The organism is Burkholderia sp. AU38729, assembly GCF_020419725.1.
Taxonomy (GTDB): Bacteria; Pseudomonadota; Gammaproteobacteria; order Burkholderiales; family Burkholderiaceae; genus Burkholderia.
Genome location: NZ_JAIZQO010000010.1, coordinates 166,100 through 179,620, shown reverse-complemented (window position 1 = coordinate 179,620; position 13,521 = coordinate 166,100). Strand labels below are relative to the sequence as shown.

Below are 13,521 nucleotides of genomic sequence, written 5' to 3'. Positions count from 1 at the left end.
GGGGACAACCACCATGAAACGCATCACTGCCATCATCAAGCCGTTCAAGCTGGACGAAGTTCGCGAAGCGCTCGCCGAAGTGGGTCTCACGGGCCTGACCGTGACGGAAGTGAAGGGCTTCGGCCGCCAGAAGGGCCATACCGAGCTGTATCGCGGCGCCGAATACGTCGTCGACTTCCTGCCGAAGATGAAGATCGAGGTGGTCGTCGCGGAAGCGCAGGTCGACCAGGTGATCGACGCGGTGATCGGCGCGGCCCGCACCGGCAAGATCGGCGACGGCAAGATCTTCGTGTCGGATGTCGAGCGCGTGATCCGCATCCGCACCGGCGAAGAGAACGAAGCGGCCGTCTGAGCGCCGCGTCCGCGCCATTTGATCGCTTCCCGGCCGCTTCGGCCGATCGGGCCACGGGTCGCAAGAACCCGCCGCCCAATAAAAAACGGTGCGATACCCGGTTGGGTACCGCACCGATACGCGCCTCTCGCAGCAGCGTGGAAAACGTCGTTGAATCGATTCTTTGAGAACGGCGCCTGATCAGAACAGGTGCTGGATACCGGCGTAGACGCCGGTCTGGCTGCCGCCCGGATGCGGGTTGCCGGTCGACACGGCGGTGCCTGCACCGTTCGCGTTCAGACCGAAGTTGGCCGACGAGCTGTTGCGCACCGTCGCAGCCTGCAGGTCGAACAGCGTGCGCTTCGAGATGTTGTACGAACCGCCGATCGTGTAGATGTTCGCGTTGCCGCCGCCGTGGTTCGCGTTCACGTGATACACGGCCGCGATCAGCGCCGCTGCCGGCGTTGCCTGCCAGGTCACGCCGCCCCAGACCTGCTGGGTGCCCGTCACGCCGGCGTTCACTGCCGGGCCGCCGCTGCCGTCCGCGCGCGATGCCTGGTAGGCCGCTTGCACCTTGAACTGGCCGAGGAACACGTTCACGCCCGCGAAGTATTCACGCGAGTAGTTGAACACGTCCGAGAAGCGGCCGTTGCTGTCGCGCGTTTCGTCGTAGATGCCGCGCAACTGGAACAGCGAGTTCGTGTAGGTGACCTGACCGCCCATTGCACGGCCCGGTTGGCCGGCCGTCGTGTTGCCGTTGAAGCTGGTCGAGTTCGAGAACGAGAACTGGCCGTAGAAGTCGAGGCCGTAGAGCGACGGCGACTGGTACGACACGTTGTTGCTGGTCTTGTTCCAGTTGCGGCCGCGCACCAGCGAGGCCGTCGACCAGGCCGACTGGCCGAACGGGTCGAAGTCCCACACGCCGTTGGCGATCGCGAGCTCGCGACCCAACAGCAGCGTACCGTAGCGGTCGTTGGAGATACCGACGGTCGCGAAACGATCCCAGATCGAGCCGCTGAAGCCGCCCGTCATCGTGTTGAACGCGCCTTCGAGGTGGAACAGGATCTTGTTGCCGCCGCCGATGTCCTCGGTGCCCTTCAAGCCCCAGAGGCTGGTGCCCCAGTCGCCGCTTTCCGCGCGCACTTGGTGGCCGTTTTGCAGGCCGTTCAGGTACTCGATGCCGGCATCCAGGCGGCCATACAGCGTGACGCTGCTCTGCGCGTGCGCCGTCACCACCCCAGCAGCCATCAGCGCGGCCGCGACCAAAGCTTTCTTCATCATCTCCTCCATACCCTGTCAAAAAGTCAACCCAGACTGCACGAGATGCCCGGAGCGCGAGCGCCGGGCAAAAGCGGGATAACCAGGGAGACCTCGTGCAGGGCCGGTAAGCGCAGCACGCGGGCAAGCGGACGGAAAACCGTTGAGCGTTCCCGCGCAGCCGGGTCGGCCTGCGGGGTCTCCTTGTAGTGTCGTGAAGCTAAACTACATTTCACGAACTTCGTTTTGCTACTTTGGTTACTAATTTAGCAAAAATACAATTTTGTGGCGATGGAAATCGTTGTTTGACTAACACGTGTCGCCAAATTGCCATGCAACACGGTGGGCAACCGGGGTGCCAAGGGTTTGCAATTAACGGAAAACCCTTGTCCCGCAAGGGAGACACGAGTTTTGCAAACGGGGGTCAAGGATTGCCACTATTGACGCTGCGGGGGGCACAGGCGTAAGCGTCGGATGCGAGAAATTGGTAAGTATTTCGTAATGAACGGACGGCTGCCGGAGAGGGCCTGCGGGTGCCTGAAACGCTTGTCCGGCAACGCCCGGCGCGAGGTACCAACCTGTGTCGGTCAGGCAGCGGCCGGCCTCGCGTCGAGCAACTGCGCGCGAATCCAGCGATGCGCGTCGGTGCGCGCATGCTTCGCGTGCGAGTAGACCTTCACGGTGTAGCGCGGAATCTCGAACGGCGCCGGAAAGAGGCGGATCGGCGCCGCGTGCCGCAACGCCTGCGCGGCGCGGTTCGGCACGGTCATCAGCAGCGCGGATTCCGCGATCACGAACGGCGCGGCCAGCACCGTCGGCAACTGCACGGCGACCTGCCGCGCGAGGCCGAGCCGGTCGAGCACATGGTCGACGACACCGCGCGACTCGTTCCACGGCGTGACGACCACGTGGCGTGCCGCCAGGTACTGGTCGAGCGTCAGCCGCCGGCGAATCTCCGGATGCGTGGCGCTCGCGATCACGACGTAGTCGTCGGAGAACCAGTCGAAGTCCTCGATGCCCGGCGCGTCGGCCGCCGATTCCTCGTGGTAGCCGAGTGCGAAATCGATGCGGCCGGCCGCGAGCTCGTCGACGGAGATCTTCCGGTCGGAATGCACGACGCGGATCCGCAATTGCGGCGCGACATGCTGGATGCGGGCAAGAAACGCCGGCAGCACGGCGAATGCCGTGTAGTCGGTCGCCGCGAACACGAACGTGCGGTCGCTTTGCGCGGGATCGAAGCGGCGTGCGCGGGCGAGCCCCTTCGACATCGTGTCGAGCGCGTCGCCGGCCCAGGTGGCGATGTCGTCGGCGCGCACGGTCGGCTGCATCTCGTTGCCGAGGCGCACGAACAGCGCGTCGCCGATCGCGTCGCGCAGCCGCGCGAGCGCGTGGCTCAGCGCGGACGGGCTCAACGCGAGCTCGTGCGCGGCCGCGGCGACGGACCGGTGGCGGTACAGCGCATCGAACACGAGCGGCAGGTTCAGGTCGAGGCGGCGCAGATCGGGATGCATCATGTTCAGGTACGAATGAAGAAACTGCACTTCCTGCAGGGGCTGCATGAACGTAGCATGATGCTCTGATGGGTGCCAGCGCGGCTGCGCGGCATCGTTTCCCGTTACCAGCCAGGGCCGGAGGAGGGCTCAACCCGTGCAAATCGACATCCGTTCCGCCACCGTCGCCGACGTGCCGCAAATCCTGCGTTTCATCACCGAGCTGGCCATCTACGAGAAGGCGGAACACGAAGTGATCGCGACGCCCGCGTCGCTCGAGCGCAGCCTGTTCGGCGAGGGATCGCCGGCGCGCGCGCTGATGTGCGAGGCCGACGGCGAGCCGGCCGGCTTCGCCGTCTATTTCTTCTCGTATTCGACGTGGCTGGCCCGGCAGGGGCTGTATCTCGAGGATCTTTACGTGTCGCCACGCTTTCGCGGCGCGGGCGCCGGGCTGCGGCTCCTGAAGGCGCTCGCACGGATCGCGGTCGAGTCGGGCTGCGGGCGTTTCGAGTGGAGCGTGCTCGACTGGAACGAGCCGGCGATCCGCTTCTACGAGAGCGTCGGCGCGGCGCCGCAGAGCGAATGGGTGCGCTACCGGCTCGCGGGTGACGAACTGCGCGAGTTCGCCGACAGCGCGCCGGTGAGCGCCGCGTAAACGCAAAACGGGCGCCGCGCGGCGAACCGCGGGCGCCCGCTCATGCAGCGTGCGTTACTTGAGGCTGCCCGACAGGAACCCGCGCAGGCGTTCGCTCTTCGGGTTGGCGAACACCTCGGACGGCACGCCTTCTTCCTCGACGCGGCCCTGGTGCAGGAACATCACGTGGTTCGACACGTTGCGCGCGAACCCCATCTCGTGCGTGACGACGATCATCGTGCGGCCTTCCTCGGCCAGCTTCTGCATCACCTTCAGCACTTCACCGACGAGTTCCGGGTCGAGCGCCGAGGTCGGCTCGTCGAACAGCATCACGTCCGGATGCATCGCCAGCGCGCGTGCAATCGCCACGCGCTGCTGCTGGCCGCCCGACAGGTGCGACGGATACTGCTTCTCGACGCGCGGCGCGAGGCCGACCTTCTCGAGATACGTGCGCGCACGTTCCTCGGCTTCCTTCTTCGGGATGCCGAGCACGTTCACCGGCGCTTCCATCACGTTCTCGATCACGTTCATGTGCGACCAGAGGTTGAAGTGCTGGAACACCATCGACAGCTTGGTGCGCACGCGCTGCAGCTGTTTCGTATCGGCCGCGCGCAGCGCGCCCGTCTTGTCGAGCGCGGTGCGCACTTCCTCGCCGTCGACGAAGATGCGGCCCGCGTTCGGCTGCTCGAGGAAGTTGATGCAGCGAAGCATCGTGCTCTTGCCGGAGCCGGACGAGCCGATCACGCTGATCACGTCGCCCGAGTTCGCCTTCAGCGACACGCCCTTGAGCACCTCGTTGTCGCCGTACCGCTTGTGCAGATCGTCGACGAAAAGCTTCTGAGTCTGGGAATTCATCATAGTCCTGCGAAAACTTACTTGCCTTGCGGGCGCAGATACGCGAGCCAGCGACGCTCGGCCTGGCGGAACAGCCACACGAGCGTGAACGAGATCGCGAGATAGAGCAGGGCGGCGATGCCGAACGCATGGAACGACATGTAGGTCGCCGAGTTGACGTCGCGGGCGATCTTCAGGATGTCCGGCACGGTCGCGGTGAACGCGACGGTGGTCGCGTGCAGCATCAGGATCACTTCGTTGCTGTACAGCGGCAGCGCGCGGCGCAGCGCCGACGGCAGGATCACGCGGCGGTACATCGTGAACGGCGACATCCCGTACGCACGCGCGGCTTCGATCTCGCCGTACGAGGTCGCCTTGATCGCGCCCGCGAAGATCTCGGTGGTGTACGCGCAGGTGTTCAGCGTGAACGCGAGCAGCGTGCAGTGCATCCCGTCGCGGAAGAACGCGTCGAGCATCGGCGTGCCGCGCACGGCCTGCAGGCTGTAGAGGCCCGTGTAGCAGAGCAGCAGCTGCACGTAGAGCGGCGTGCCGCGGAACACGTACGTGTAGAGCCACACGGCGCCCGACAGCCACTTCTTCTTCGACACGCGCGCGACCGCGAGCGGTATCGACAGGCAGAAGCCGAGGCCGATCGACACGACCAGCAGCCACAACGTGATCGCGACACCGGTGATGCGATAGCCGTCGGTGTAGAGATAGTTGCGCCAGTATTCTTGGATGAGTTCGATCATAGGTCAGCCTTGCGGACGCCGGTCGAGTAGCGCTTTTCGAGCCACATCAGCACGAAGTTCGAGATCGTCGTGATCGCGAGGTAGACGGCACCCGCGATCAGCGTGAAGAAGAAGAACCGCAGCGTGCCCTTGCCGGCGTCCTGCGACGCCTTCACGACGTCGGCCAGGCCGATGATCGACACGAGCGCGGTCGACTTCACGAGCACCTGCCAGTTGTTGCCGATGCCGGGCAGTGCGAAGCGCATCATCTGCGGGAACATGATTCGCGTGAACACCTGCCAGTTCGTCATCCCGTACGCGCTGCCGGCCTCGAGCTGGCCGCGCGGCACCGACAGGAACGCGCCGCGGAACGTCTCGGTGAAGTACGCGCCGTAGATGAAGCCGAGCACGAGCACGCCGGCGAGGAATGGATCGATGTCGATCTGGTCCCAGCCGAGCGCGTCGGTCGCCATGTTCAGCCAGATCTGCAGGCTGTAGAACAGCAGCAGCATCAGCACGAGGTCGGGCACGCCGCGGATCAGCGTCGTGTAGACGGTGCCGACGCCGTTCGTGAAGCGGTTGCGCGACAGCTTCGCGCCCGCGCCGAGCAGGCCCAGCAGGAACGACAGCGCAAGCGAAAGCACCGCCAGTTTGACGGTTTGCCAGGTGCCTGCGAGGATCAGCGGGCCGTAACCTTGTAGAAACATTGAGTGGTCCCTGGTGTGGTCCCTTAGGGCGCACGCGGTGCGCCGCGAAAGACGCGTTCCGCCCAAGCTGCGCGGAACGCCCCGTGCGTATCGTGACCGTCCGCCCCGGCATCGGTGCCGGGCCCGCCCGTCGCGCGAGCGGCGGGCAGGGGGCGGGCGGCGCGTGGTTGACTGCCTGTACTGCCCGGGTGCGGGGCCGCCCCCGCATCCGTCGTCTCTTCTTTTCGTTGCTCAGCGGGCCGAAGCCGAATAGACGCTGAACGCGAAATACTTGTGCGACAGCCGGTCGTACGTGCCGTCCTTGTGCATGTCGGCCAGCGCCTGGTTGATCTTGAGCTTCAGGTCCGTATCTTCCTTGCGCAGGCCGATCGCGGTGCCGTCGCCGATCGTCTTCGGATCCTTCACTTCCGGCCCGGCAAACGCGAAGCCCTTGCCGCGCGGCGTGCGCAGGAAGCCGTAGTCGGCCTGCAGTTCATCCTGCAGCGTCGCGTCGAGACGGCCCGAGCCGAGATCGGCATAGACCTGGTCCTGGTTCTGGTAAGGAATGATCGTCACGCCCTGCGGCTCCCAGTACGCCTTCGCGTAGGTTTCCTGCGTCGAGCCCTGCTCGACGCCCACGCGCTTGCCCTTCAGCGACGCCACCGTCGGCAGCAGCGGCGAGCCGGTCTTCGCGATCATCCGCGCCGGCGCGTCATAGACCTTGTCGGAGAAGTCGATCTGTTCGCGGCGCTTGTCCGTGACGGTCAGCGACGACACGATGACGTCGTACTTCTTCGCCTTCAGCGCCGGGATGATCCCGTCGAGATCCTGCGCCACCCACACGCATTTCACGTTGATTCGCTTGCAGATTTCCTTGGTGAGATCGACGTCGAAACCGACGATCTCGCCGCTTGGCGCGGTCGACTCGAACGGCGGGTAGCTGGCGTCGACGCCGATCCGCACGGTCTTCCACTCCTTCGCGAAGGCGCTGCCCGCCATGAGGGCGAGGGCGGCGCACAGGGCGGCCTTCTTCATTTCCATCCTTCTGTTGCTGACTTTCCAGGAGCGCTCGCGGCCGGTTGGACCGGGCGCCGCGGCGTATTCTAGACGGCCAAAAATCGCCGATCGGCGCGCTGGCAATGGCGGCCGCCGGAACGGCGAACGCCAAAAGGCCGGTATTTTACCCGAACGCGATACGCGGAAACCGGCAATCCGGGCCGACCGATCGATTCTTCGATGCATTGATCCGGCTGTTGCGATAATCGACGCATTCTCAATGGGCATTGCATCGATTGCATCCGCAGGTGCAACGATGCGGTGCGCAGGCGGCGGATTGTGGCGCGATTGGCACACTCATACAGTGATGGGATGGCAGAACCCTGCATCCCACGGAGTGTCCGTTCCATGTTCCAGATCCGCCGCGCCGCCGATCGCGATCAGCGCAGCCATGGCTGGCACGAATTCCTTCACAGCTTTCCTGGGGCGTCCGGCCGGAGCGGGCCGCCGGCGTTCGGCGCGTTGCGCGAACTGAACGAGGAATGCATCGCGCCGACCCGCGGCTACGGGATGCGGCCGTACCGCGACGCGGAAATCGTCACCTACGTGCTCGACGGCGCGCTCGCGCATCGCGACAGCCTCGGCAACGGGGCGATCGTCCGTGCGGGCGGCGTGCAGCGCATGAGCGCCGGCACCGGCGTCATGCTGAGCGAAACCAACGCGTCGCGTGACGAGCCGCTGCGCCTGCTGCGGATCTGGCTCGCGCCGGCCGGGGCAGGCGGCCGGCCCGGCTACGTGCAGACGCGCTTTGCCGATGACGAGAAACGCGGCCGGCTGAGGCTCGTCGCGGCACCGGACGGTGGCGACGGTGCGCTGCCGCTCGGGGCGGACGCCCGCATCTTCGCGGGGCTGATCGACGGCGACGAGGCGGCGGCGTTCGACGTGCCGGCCGGGCGCCGCGCGTACGTGCACGTGGTGCGTGGCGACGTCGAGGTGAACGGCTACGCGCTGTCCGCGGGCGACGGCGCGCGGATCGGTGCCGTGGACGCGGTGGCGTTCGCGCGCGGCCAAGCGGCCGAGGTGCTGCTGTTCGACGTCGCCTGATATGCAAAAAGGGGACGCGGGCCGGTGCCCGCGTCCCCTTCGATGCCGCTTCGCGGAGCGGCCCGCCGGCTTACTGCGCCGGCGCCGACGCGGCCTTGGCCGCGCGATGCTGCTCCCAGCGCTCCTTCATCTTCTCGTGGCGCTGTTCCATCTTCGCGAACTGCTGCTTGAGCGCCGTGCTGACCATCGTCTTCTGCTGGTCGTTCAGCCCGTTGTAGAACGTGAGCCACGCGGCGGACGTCTGCTCGCGCAGTTGCGCGTTCTGCGCCTCGGCCTGCTGGCGTGCCGAGTGCATCGCGCTCAGGTCGAGGATCGGCTGGTTCTGCTGCGCCTTGAACTGGTCGCGCATCTGCTCGTGGCTCTTGCGCATCGCGTCACGGTTCTGCTTCATCGTGTTGACGGCCGCCTGCCATTGCTGTTCCTGCGACGCATTGAGCTTCAGTTGGTCATGCAGTTTCATGATCGCGCCGAACGGGCCGCCTTCGTGCCCGCCGTGCATCTGGTGCATGCCGGGGCCGCCCGGAGGCGGCATGTCGTTGGGCTGCGCGGCATGCGCGGTGCCGAATGCGAGAGCGAGCACGGTGGCGGCCGCGATGGCCACGCGGGAAGTCTTCTTATACATTTCAGAAACTCCTTGTATCCAAAGGGTCCGGCGATGCGGGTCCGGGAAAACCGGGTGCCGCATCCGGTAAGACGCAGGTTAGCGATGCAGGCTGCGGCCGGTGTTACGTGGGGCGGTGGCCGGGTTACCGCGCATTACAGTTCCCTTGCGCGGTAACCCGCAGTAACCCTTTCGTCCCTTTGTTTCGTTCTTCGACTCCGCCCTCGCGCGGTAAACTTCGAGCCATGACTACCCAGATCCTCATCGTCGACGACGACCAAGAACTCCGAGACCTGCTGCGCGACTACCTCGTGCGCCAGGGGATGGAAGTGTCCGTGCTGCACGACGCGGCGACGCTCGAGAAGCGCCTCGAGCGCGAGCGGCCCGACCTGATCGTGCTGGACCTGATGATGCCGGGCGTCGACGGCCTGACCGCGCTGCGTCAGCTGCGCGCGGCCGGCGACGACATCCCCGTGATCATGCTGACCGCGCGTGCGGACGACGTCGACCGCATCGTCGGGCTCGAGCTCGGCGCGGACGACTACCTCGGCAAGCCGTTCAACCCGCGCGAGCTGCTCGCGCGCGTGCAGGCCGTGCTGCGCCGCCGCCGCGCGACGCCGTCGGCCGCGGCGCCCGAACAGCGTGAGCCGTTCGCGTTCGGCCGCTTCGTGCTCGACTTCCAGGCGCGCACGCTGTCGGTCGATGGCAAGCCGGCCACGCTGTCGAGCAGTGAATTCGCGCTGCTGAAGATCTTCGTGAACCATGCGCTGCGCACGCTCACGCGCGAGCGGCTGCTCGAGCTGCTGCACGGGCCCGAGTACGACGGCACCGACCGCGGCATCGACGTCCAGGTGTGGCGCCTGCGCCGCATCCTCGAAACGGATCCGTCGACGCCGCGCTTCATCCAGACGGTGCGCGGGCGCGGCTACGTGTTCGTGCCCGACGGCGAGGCCCATGCGCAAACCCATTGATTCACTGTTCGGGCGGCTGGCGCTGCTCGTCGTCGGTGTCCTGCTTCTGTCGCATTTCGCGTGGTTCTTCGCGATGCGGCTCGAGCGCAGCCAGATGCAGACGCGTTACGCGGTCGAAGAGGCCGCGTTCCTGGTCGACGCGGTGCGCCAGCACGTCGAACGCACGCCCGACCAGCCGTTGCCGTCCCGTGTGCGGCTCGTGACGCCGGACAGCGCCGACGTGCCGAATGGCGACCCGTCGAGCCTGCCGGCGCCGCTCAAGCGGTTCCGCGACGACGTGAGCGAGCGGATGCCGCCCGGCACGCGCGTCGAGATCGGCGCGCCCGGCCATCCGCCGGTGCTGTGGGTGAAGGAGCCGACCGACCGCAACTGGATCGTGGTGCCGGTTCAGCCGCTGCGGCCGCCGCGCTCGCTCGACCGGATGCTGTTGTGGCTCGGCACGATCTTCTCGGCCGGCGTGATCGCCGCGCTGTTCGCGGCCTGGCAACTGCAGCAGCCGCTGCGTTCGCTGGCACGCGCGGTCGCGCGCTTCGGCCGCGGCCAGCCGGTGCCGCCGCTGCGTGAGCGCGGCCCGCGCGAGCTGCGCCAGCTCACGCATGGCTTCAACCAGATGGTGGAACAGGTGTCGCAGGCCGAGAGTGACCGCGCGGTGATGCTCGCGGGCGTGGCGCACGACCTGCGCACGCCGCTCGCGCGGATGCGGCTGCGGGCTGAAATGATGGACGACGCCCGGTTGCGTGACGGCGTCGTGCGCGACGTCGATTCGATGTCGCACATCGTCGATCAATTCCTGGTGTTCGCGCACGGCGGGTCCGATCGCAGCGAGCCGGTGCCGGTCGACCAGGCGTGCGAGCGGATCGCGCGCAGCTATCGCGCGGTCGCGCCGAACGCGCCGACGGTCCAGACCCGGCTCGACGCCGATCCGGGCTTCCGGCTGCCGACGGCGACGCTCGACCGCATCCTGTCGAACCTCCTGGACAACGCGCATGCGTATGGTGCGCCGCCCGTGCTCGTCGAGACGGCGCGCACGCCGGCCGGCTACGTGTTGTCGGTGAGCGACAGCGGCGGCGGGATCGCGCCGCGCGACCTCGCGGCGGCCACGCGGCCGTTCGTGCGGCTCGACCCGGCGCGCGGCGGCAACGGCCACAGCGGGCTCGGGCTCGCGATCGTCGAGCGGCTCGTACTCAGGCTGGGCGGGACGTGCGACATCGGCAACCGCCCCGAAGGCGGCCTGCGTGTCGCGATGACGTTCCCGTTCGAGGTCGTGCCGAAGGACGAACCCCACGCACAGGCCGCCTGAGCCGCTGCGGCGCCAGCCCGTCCGGGCTGGCGCCGCGTGCCATCATTCGCCGAACAGCGTGCCGAGCGTCTCGGCCGCGTTGCTGTCGATGGTGTTGTAGGTCACGGTGGTGGCCTCGAAGATGTAGACGGTCGTGTACCGGCCGAGGCGCTCCAGGATTTCCTCCTGCAGCGATTCAGGCACGACGTTCATGTTCAGGTACCACGCCGTCGACGACAGCCGCGTCTGGAACGACCCGTACTCCTGCATCAGTTCGTAGAACGCGTCGGCATCCTGATCGCGGCAGACGATCACCAAGTTTCCTGCCATTCCCTTTCCTCCCGCTCGTCGGTCGATCCCCAGCGCCTGTTGACATCGGGCACGCGTATGCGTTGCCGTCGAACCATCCGCAACAGACCCCGAGGGCCAGCCCTGATCATACCCGCATAGTCGTATCCGGCTGGTGACGCCCGACATGGTTTGCGCGCACGTGCGGCTGGCGGGTTCCCGGGCGGGCCGGATCACGGCATAATTCGGGCCTGCATGCCGGCCGAAAGACTGCGGCCGGGGCTGCTCGACTCGCGCACCCGGCATCCGCCCGCGCGCCAGGCACGATCCGTGCGCCGCCTGCGCCGTTCCCGGACGGTTGTACCTGAAATACAGGTTGGTGTAGTGTCGTGCCGTCGCGGGCCGGCTCGTCCGGAGCGCGGCAGCGCACGCACGGCGCACCGCGCTCGCGCGCGATCGTCAGTCAATCGAATTACCGCACCCGTGCGCTTTGCCATGAATCAACATCGACTGCCGGCTTCGTTCGGCCTTACCGGGGAGGGCGCCTGATGGACGTCGGATTCTTCAATCCGAACCGGACCGCCAACGCGTCCGCGTGGCGCGTCCTGCCGAACCGGTGGGATTTCATCGCGTTTCCGCTGATCATCTGCCTGATCGCGATGGCGGTCGTCGGTTTCCACGAAACGATGGCGCCGATCGGCACCCTGCAGACGCAGAAGATCTCGCTCGACCCGTCGAACCTGCCCGAATACGCGTTGCGCACCACGCTGCGGATGCTTGCCGCGATGATCGCGTCGCTTGCGTTCACGCTGATCTATGGCACGCTCGCCGCGAAAAGCCGGCGTGCCGGCATGGTGCTGATCCCGATCCTCGACATCCTGCAGTCGGTGCCGGTGCTCGGCTTCATCTCGTTCACCGTCACGTTCTTCCTCGCGCTGTTCCCGAGCCGCGTGCTCGGCGCCGAGCTTGCGGCGATCTTCGCGATCTTCACGAGCCAGGCGTGGAACATGACGTTCAGCTTTTACCAGTCGCTGCGTACGGTGCCGCGCGACCTGGACGAAGTGTCGCGGGGTTTCCACCTGACGTCGTGGCAGCGCTTCTGGAAGCTCGAAGTGCCGTTCTCGATGCCGGGCCTGATCTGGAACATGATGATGTCGATGTCGGGCGGCTGGTTCTTCGTCGTCGCGTCGGAGGCCATCACCGTCGGCAACCAGACCATCACGCTGCCGGGCGTCGGCGCGTATCTCGCGCAGGCGATCTCGGACAAGAACCTCGGTGCGATCGGCTGGGTGATCCTCACGATGACGGTCGTGATCGTCGCGTACGACCAACTGCTGTTCCGCCCGCTGATCGCGTGGGCCGACAAGTTCCGGATGGAAAACACCGCGTCGGGCGATGCGCCGCAATCGTGGCTGCTCGACCTCGTGCGCCGCACGCGCCTGATTCATCAGCTGCTCGTGCCGGCCGGCTGGTTCTTCGCGAAGGCCGCGCGGATTCCGCTGCGGCTGCCGCTGTCGGGGGCGATGCGCTTCTCGCTGCCGAAAGTCGAGAAGAAGGCGTCACGCACGGTCGACATCGCGTGGGCGACCCTCGTGCTGCTCGGCACGGGCTATATCGTGTGGCGCGTCATCAGCTTCGTGTCGACCGGCGTGACGATGGCCGAGGTCGGCCACGTGCTGGTGCTGGGGCTCATCACGCTGCTGCGCGTGGTCGTGCTGATCTCCATCGCGTCAGTGATCTGGGTGCCGATCGGCGTGTGGGTCGGGCTGCGCCCGAAGCTGGCCGAGAAGCTGCAGCCGCTCGCGCAGTTCCTCGCCGCGTTTCCGGCCAACCTGTTGTTCCCGGTGTTCGTGATCGTGATCGCGCGCTTCCACCTGAACGCCGATATCTGGCTGTCACCGCTGATCGTGCTCGGCACGCAGTGGTATATCCTGTTCAACGTGATTGCCGGCGCGACGTCCTACCCGAACGACTATCGCGAAGCCGCGACGAACTTCCGCATCCGTGGCTGGCAGTGGTGGCGGCAGGCGATCCTGCCCGGCATCTTCCCGTACTACGTGACCGGCGCGATCACCGCATCGGGCGGCGCGTGGAACGCGAGCATCGTGTCGGAAGCCGTGCAGTGGGGCAATACCAAGATCGAGGCGCACGGCCTCGGTGCCTATATCGCGCAGACCACCGCCGCCGGCGATTTTCCGAAGATCATCCTGGGCATCGCCGTGATGTCCCTGTTCGTTACCCTGTTCAACCGCCTGCTGTGGCGCCCGCTGTATGCCTTCGCCGAAGCGAAGCTGCGGCTCGACTGAGACCGATTGAGAG

General features: G+C 66.5%; 14 protein-coding genes. 6 read left to right on the top strand and 8 right to left on the bottom strand.

The genetic code is table 11. The features are described 5' to 3' along the window. Positions 1-13 precede the first annotated feature (13 nt). Positions 14-352 (top strand): P-II family nitrogen regulator, encoded by a 339-nt coding sequence (locus LGM56_RS25885; RefSeq protein ID WP_006398637.1) that lies wholly within the window; start codon positions 14-16, stop codon positions 350-352. Between the two features lie 180 nt (positions 353-532). Here the strand turns inward: LGM56_RS25885 and LGM56_RS25880 are convergent, their stop codons facing one another. Then, the gene (locus LGM56_RS25880) at positions 533-1,612 is read right to left on the bottom strand and encodes a porin (protein ID WP_089495411.1); all 1,080 of its coding nucleotides are present in this window, start codon (positions 1,610-1,612) and stop codon (positions 533-535) included. A 563-nt stretch (positions 1,613-2,175) separates the two neighbouring features. Beyond that, a complete protein-coding gene (locus tag LGM56_RS25875) occupies positions 2,176-3,147 on the bottom strand; it encodes a LysR family transcriptional regulator (RefSeq protein ID WP_413226800.1) in 972 nt (323 codons plus the stop codon). A gap of 88 nt (positions 3,148-3,235) precedes the next feature. Between LGM56_RS25875 and LGM56_RS25870 the strand changes: the two genes are divergently transcribed. After that, on the top strand, positions 3,236-3,733 hold the full coding sequence (locus tag LGM56_RS25870; protein WP_226207104.1) for a GNAT family N-acetyltransferase: 498 nt from the start codon (positions 3,236-3,238) through the stop codon (positions 3,731-3,733). A gap of 54 nt (positions 3,734-3,787) precedes the next feature. Here the strand turns inward: LGM56_RS25870 and LGM56_RS25865 are convergent, their stop codons facing one another. From LGM56_RS25865 to LGM56_RS25850, 4 genes are all read right to left on the bottom strand, one after another. After that, the gene (locus LGM56_RS25865; protein WP_089473787.1) at positions 3,788-4,567 is read right to left on the bottom strand and encodes an ABC transporter ATP-binding protein; all 780 of its coding nucleotides are present in this window, start codon (positions 4,565-4,567) and stop codon (positions 3,788-3,790) included. A 17-nt stretch (positions 4,568-4,584) separates the two neighbouring features. Next, on the bottom strand, positions 4,585-5,298 hold the full coding sequence (locus LGM56_RS25860; protein WP_089495410.1) for an ABC transporter permease: 714 nt from the start codon (positions 5,296-5,298) through the stop codon (positions 4,585-4,587). Then, entirely contained in the window at positions 5,295-5,984 is a 690-nt protein-coding gene (locus LGM56_RS25855) for an ABC transporter permease (RefSeq protein ID WP_021158491.1), read from the bottom strand. The genes LGM56_RS25860 and LGM56_RS25855 overlap by 4 nt, the downstream gene beginning before the upstream one ends. A 231-nt stretch (positions 5,985-6,215) precedes the next feature. After that, positions 6,216-6,998 (bottom strand): ABC transporter substrate-binding protein, encoded by a 783-nt coding sequence (locus LGM56_RS25850; protein ID WP_143329843.1) that lies wholly within the window; start codon positions 6,996-6,998, stop codon positions 6,216-6,218. Between the two features lie 369 nt (positions 6,999-7,367). Here LGM56_RS25850 and LGM56_RS25845 point away from each other — a divergent pair, with 369 nt between their 5' ends. Then, positions 7,368-8,063, top strand: a complete 696-nt coding sequence (locus LGM56_RS25845; RefSeq protein WP_226207103.1) for a pirin family protein — start codon at positions 7,368-7,370, stop codon at positions 8,061-8,063. A 70-nt stretch (positions 8,064-8,133) separates the two neighbouring features. Here LGM56_RS25845 and LGM56_RS25840 read toward each other — a convergent pair whose 3' ends face one another. Continuing rightward, positions 8,134-8,685, bottom strand: a complete 552-nt coding sequence (locus LGM56_RS25840) for a periplasmic heavy metal sensor (RefSeq protein ID WP_089426072.1) — start codon at positions 8,683-8,685, stop codon at positions 8,134-8,136. Between the two features lie 224 nt (positions 8,686-8,909). On the opposite strand from LGM56_RS25840, the gene LGM56_RS25835 reads away from it, so the two are divergent. Then, the gene (locus LGM56_RS25835) at positions 8,910-9,635 is read left to right on the top strand and encodes a response regulator (protein ID WP_009693256.1); all 726 of its coding nucleotides are present in this window, start codon (positions 8,910-8,912) and stop codon (positions 9,633-9,635) included. Then, positions 9,619-10,935, top strand: coding sequence for an ATP-binding protein (locus LGM56_RS25830; RefSeq protein WP_089495408.1), 1,317 nt, complete (start codon positions 9,619-9,621; stop codon positions 10,933-10,935). The genes LGM56_RS25835 and LGM56_RS25830 overlap by 17 nt, the downstream gene beginning before the upstream one ends. A 42-nt stretch (positions 10,936-10,977) precedes the next feature. Here LGM56_RS25830 and LGM56_RS25825 read toward each other — a convergent pair whose 3' ends face one another. Continuing rightward, positions 10,978-11,244, bottom strand: a complete 267-nt coding sequence (locus tag LGM56_RS25825) for a hypothetical protein (protein WP_011545926.1) — start codon at positions 11,242-11,244, stop codon at positions 10,978-10,980. 506 nt (positions 11,245-11,750) lie between these two features. On the opposite strand from LGM56_RS25825, the gene LGM56_RS25820 reads away from it, so the two are divergent. Beyond that, on the top strand, positions 11,751-13,508 hold the full coding sequence (locus LGM56_RS25820) for an ABC transporter permease (protein WP_089495407.1): 1,758 nt from the start codon (positions 11,751-11,753) through the stop codon (positions 13,506-13,508). Positions 13,509-13,521: the final 13 nt, after the last annotated feature.

What these genes read in the sequence shown, in the direction of transcription:
- LGM56_RS25865 (WP_089473787.1), bottom strand. Translation starts at nt 4,567, where the DNA reads ATGAATTCCCAGACTCAGAAGCTTTTCGTCGACGATCTGCACAAGCGG.
- LGM56_RS25830 (WP_089495408.1), top strand. Translation starts at nt 9,619, where the DNA reads ATGCGCAAACCCATTGATTCACTGTTCGGGCGGCTGGCGCTGCTCGTC.
- LGM56_RS25875 (WP_413226800.1), bottom strand. Translation starts at nt 3,147, where the DNA reads ATGCAGCCCCTGCAGGAAGTGCAGTTTCTTCATTCGTACCTGAACATG.
- LGM56_RS25820 (WP_089495407.1), top strand. Translation starts at nt 11,751, where the DNA reads ATGGACGTCGGATTCTTCAATCCGAACCGGACCGCCAACGCGTCCGCG.
- LGM56_RS25835 (WP_009693256.1), top strand. Translation starts at nt 8,910, where the DNA reads ATGACTACCCAGATCCTCATCGTCGACGACGACCAAGAACTCCGAGAC.
- LGM56_RS25855 (WP_021158491.1), bottom strand. Translation starts at nt 5,984, where the DNA reads ATGTTTCTACAAGGTTACGGCCCGCTGATCCTCGCAGGCACCTGGCAA.
- LGM56_RS25845 (WP_226207103.1), top strand. Translation starts at nt 7,368, where the DNA reads ATGTTCCAGATCCGCCGCGCCGCCGATCGCGATCAGCGCAGCCATGGC.
- LGM56_RS25840 (WP_089426072.1), bottom strand. Translation starts at nt 8,685, where the DNA reads ATGTATAAGAAGACTTCCCGCGTGGCCATCGCGGCCGCCACCGTGCTC.
- LGM56_RS25860 (WP_089495410.1), bottom strand. Translation starts at nt 5,298, where the DNA reads ATGATCGAACTCATCCAAGAATACTGGCGCAACTATCTCTACACCGAC.
- LGM56_RS25880 (WP_089495411.1), bottom strand. Translation starts at nt 1,612, where the DNA reads ATGATGAAGAAAGCTTTGGTCGCGGCCGCGCTGATGGCTGCTGGGGTG.
- LGM56_RS25825 (WP_011545926.1), bottom strand. Translation starts at nt 11,244, where the DNA reads ATGGCAGGAAACTTGGTGATCGTCTGCCGCGATCAGGATGCCGACGCG.
- LGM56_RS25885 (WP_006398637.1), top strand. Translation starts at nt 14, where the DNA reads ATGAAACGCATCACTGCCATCATCAAGCCGTTCAAGCTGGACGAAGTT.
- LGM56_RS25850 (WP_143329843.1), bottom strand. Translation starts at nt 6,998, where the DNA reads ATGAAGAAGGCCGCCCTGTGCGCCGCCCTCGCCCTCATGGCGGGCAGC.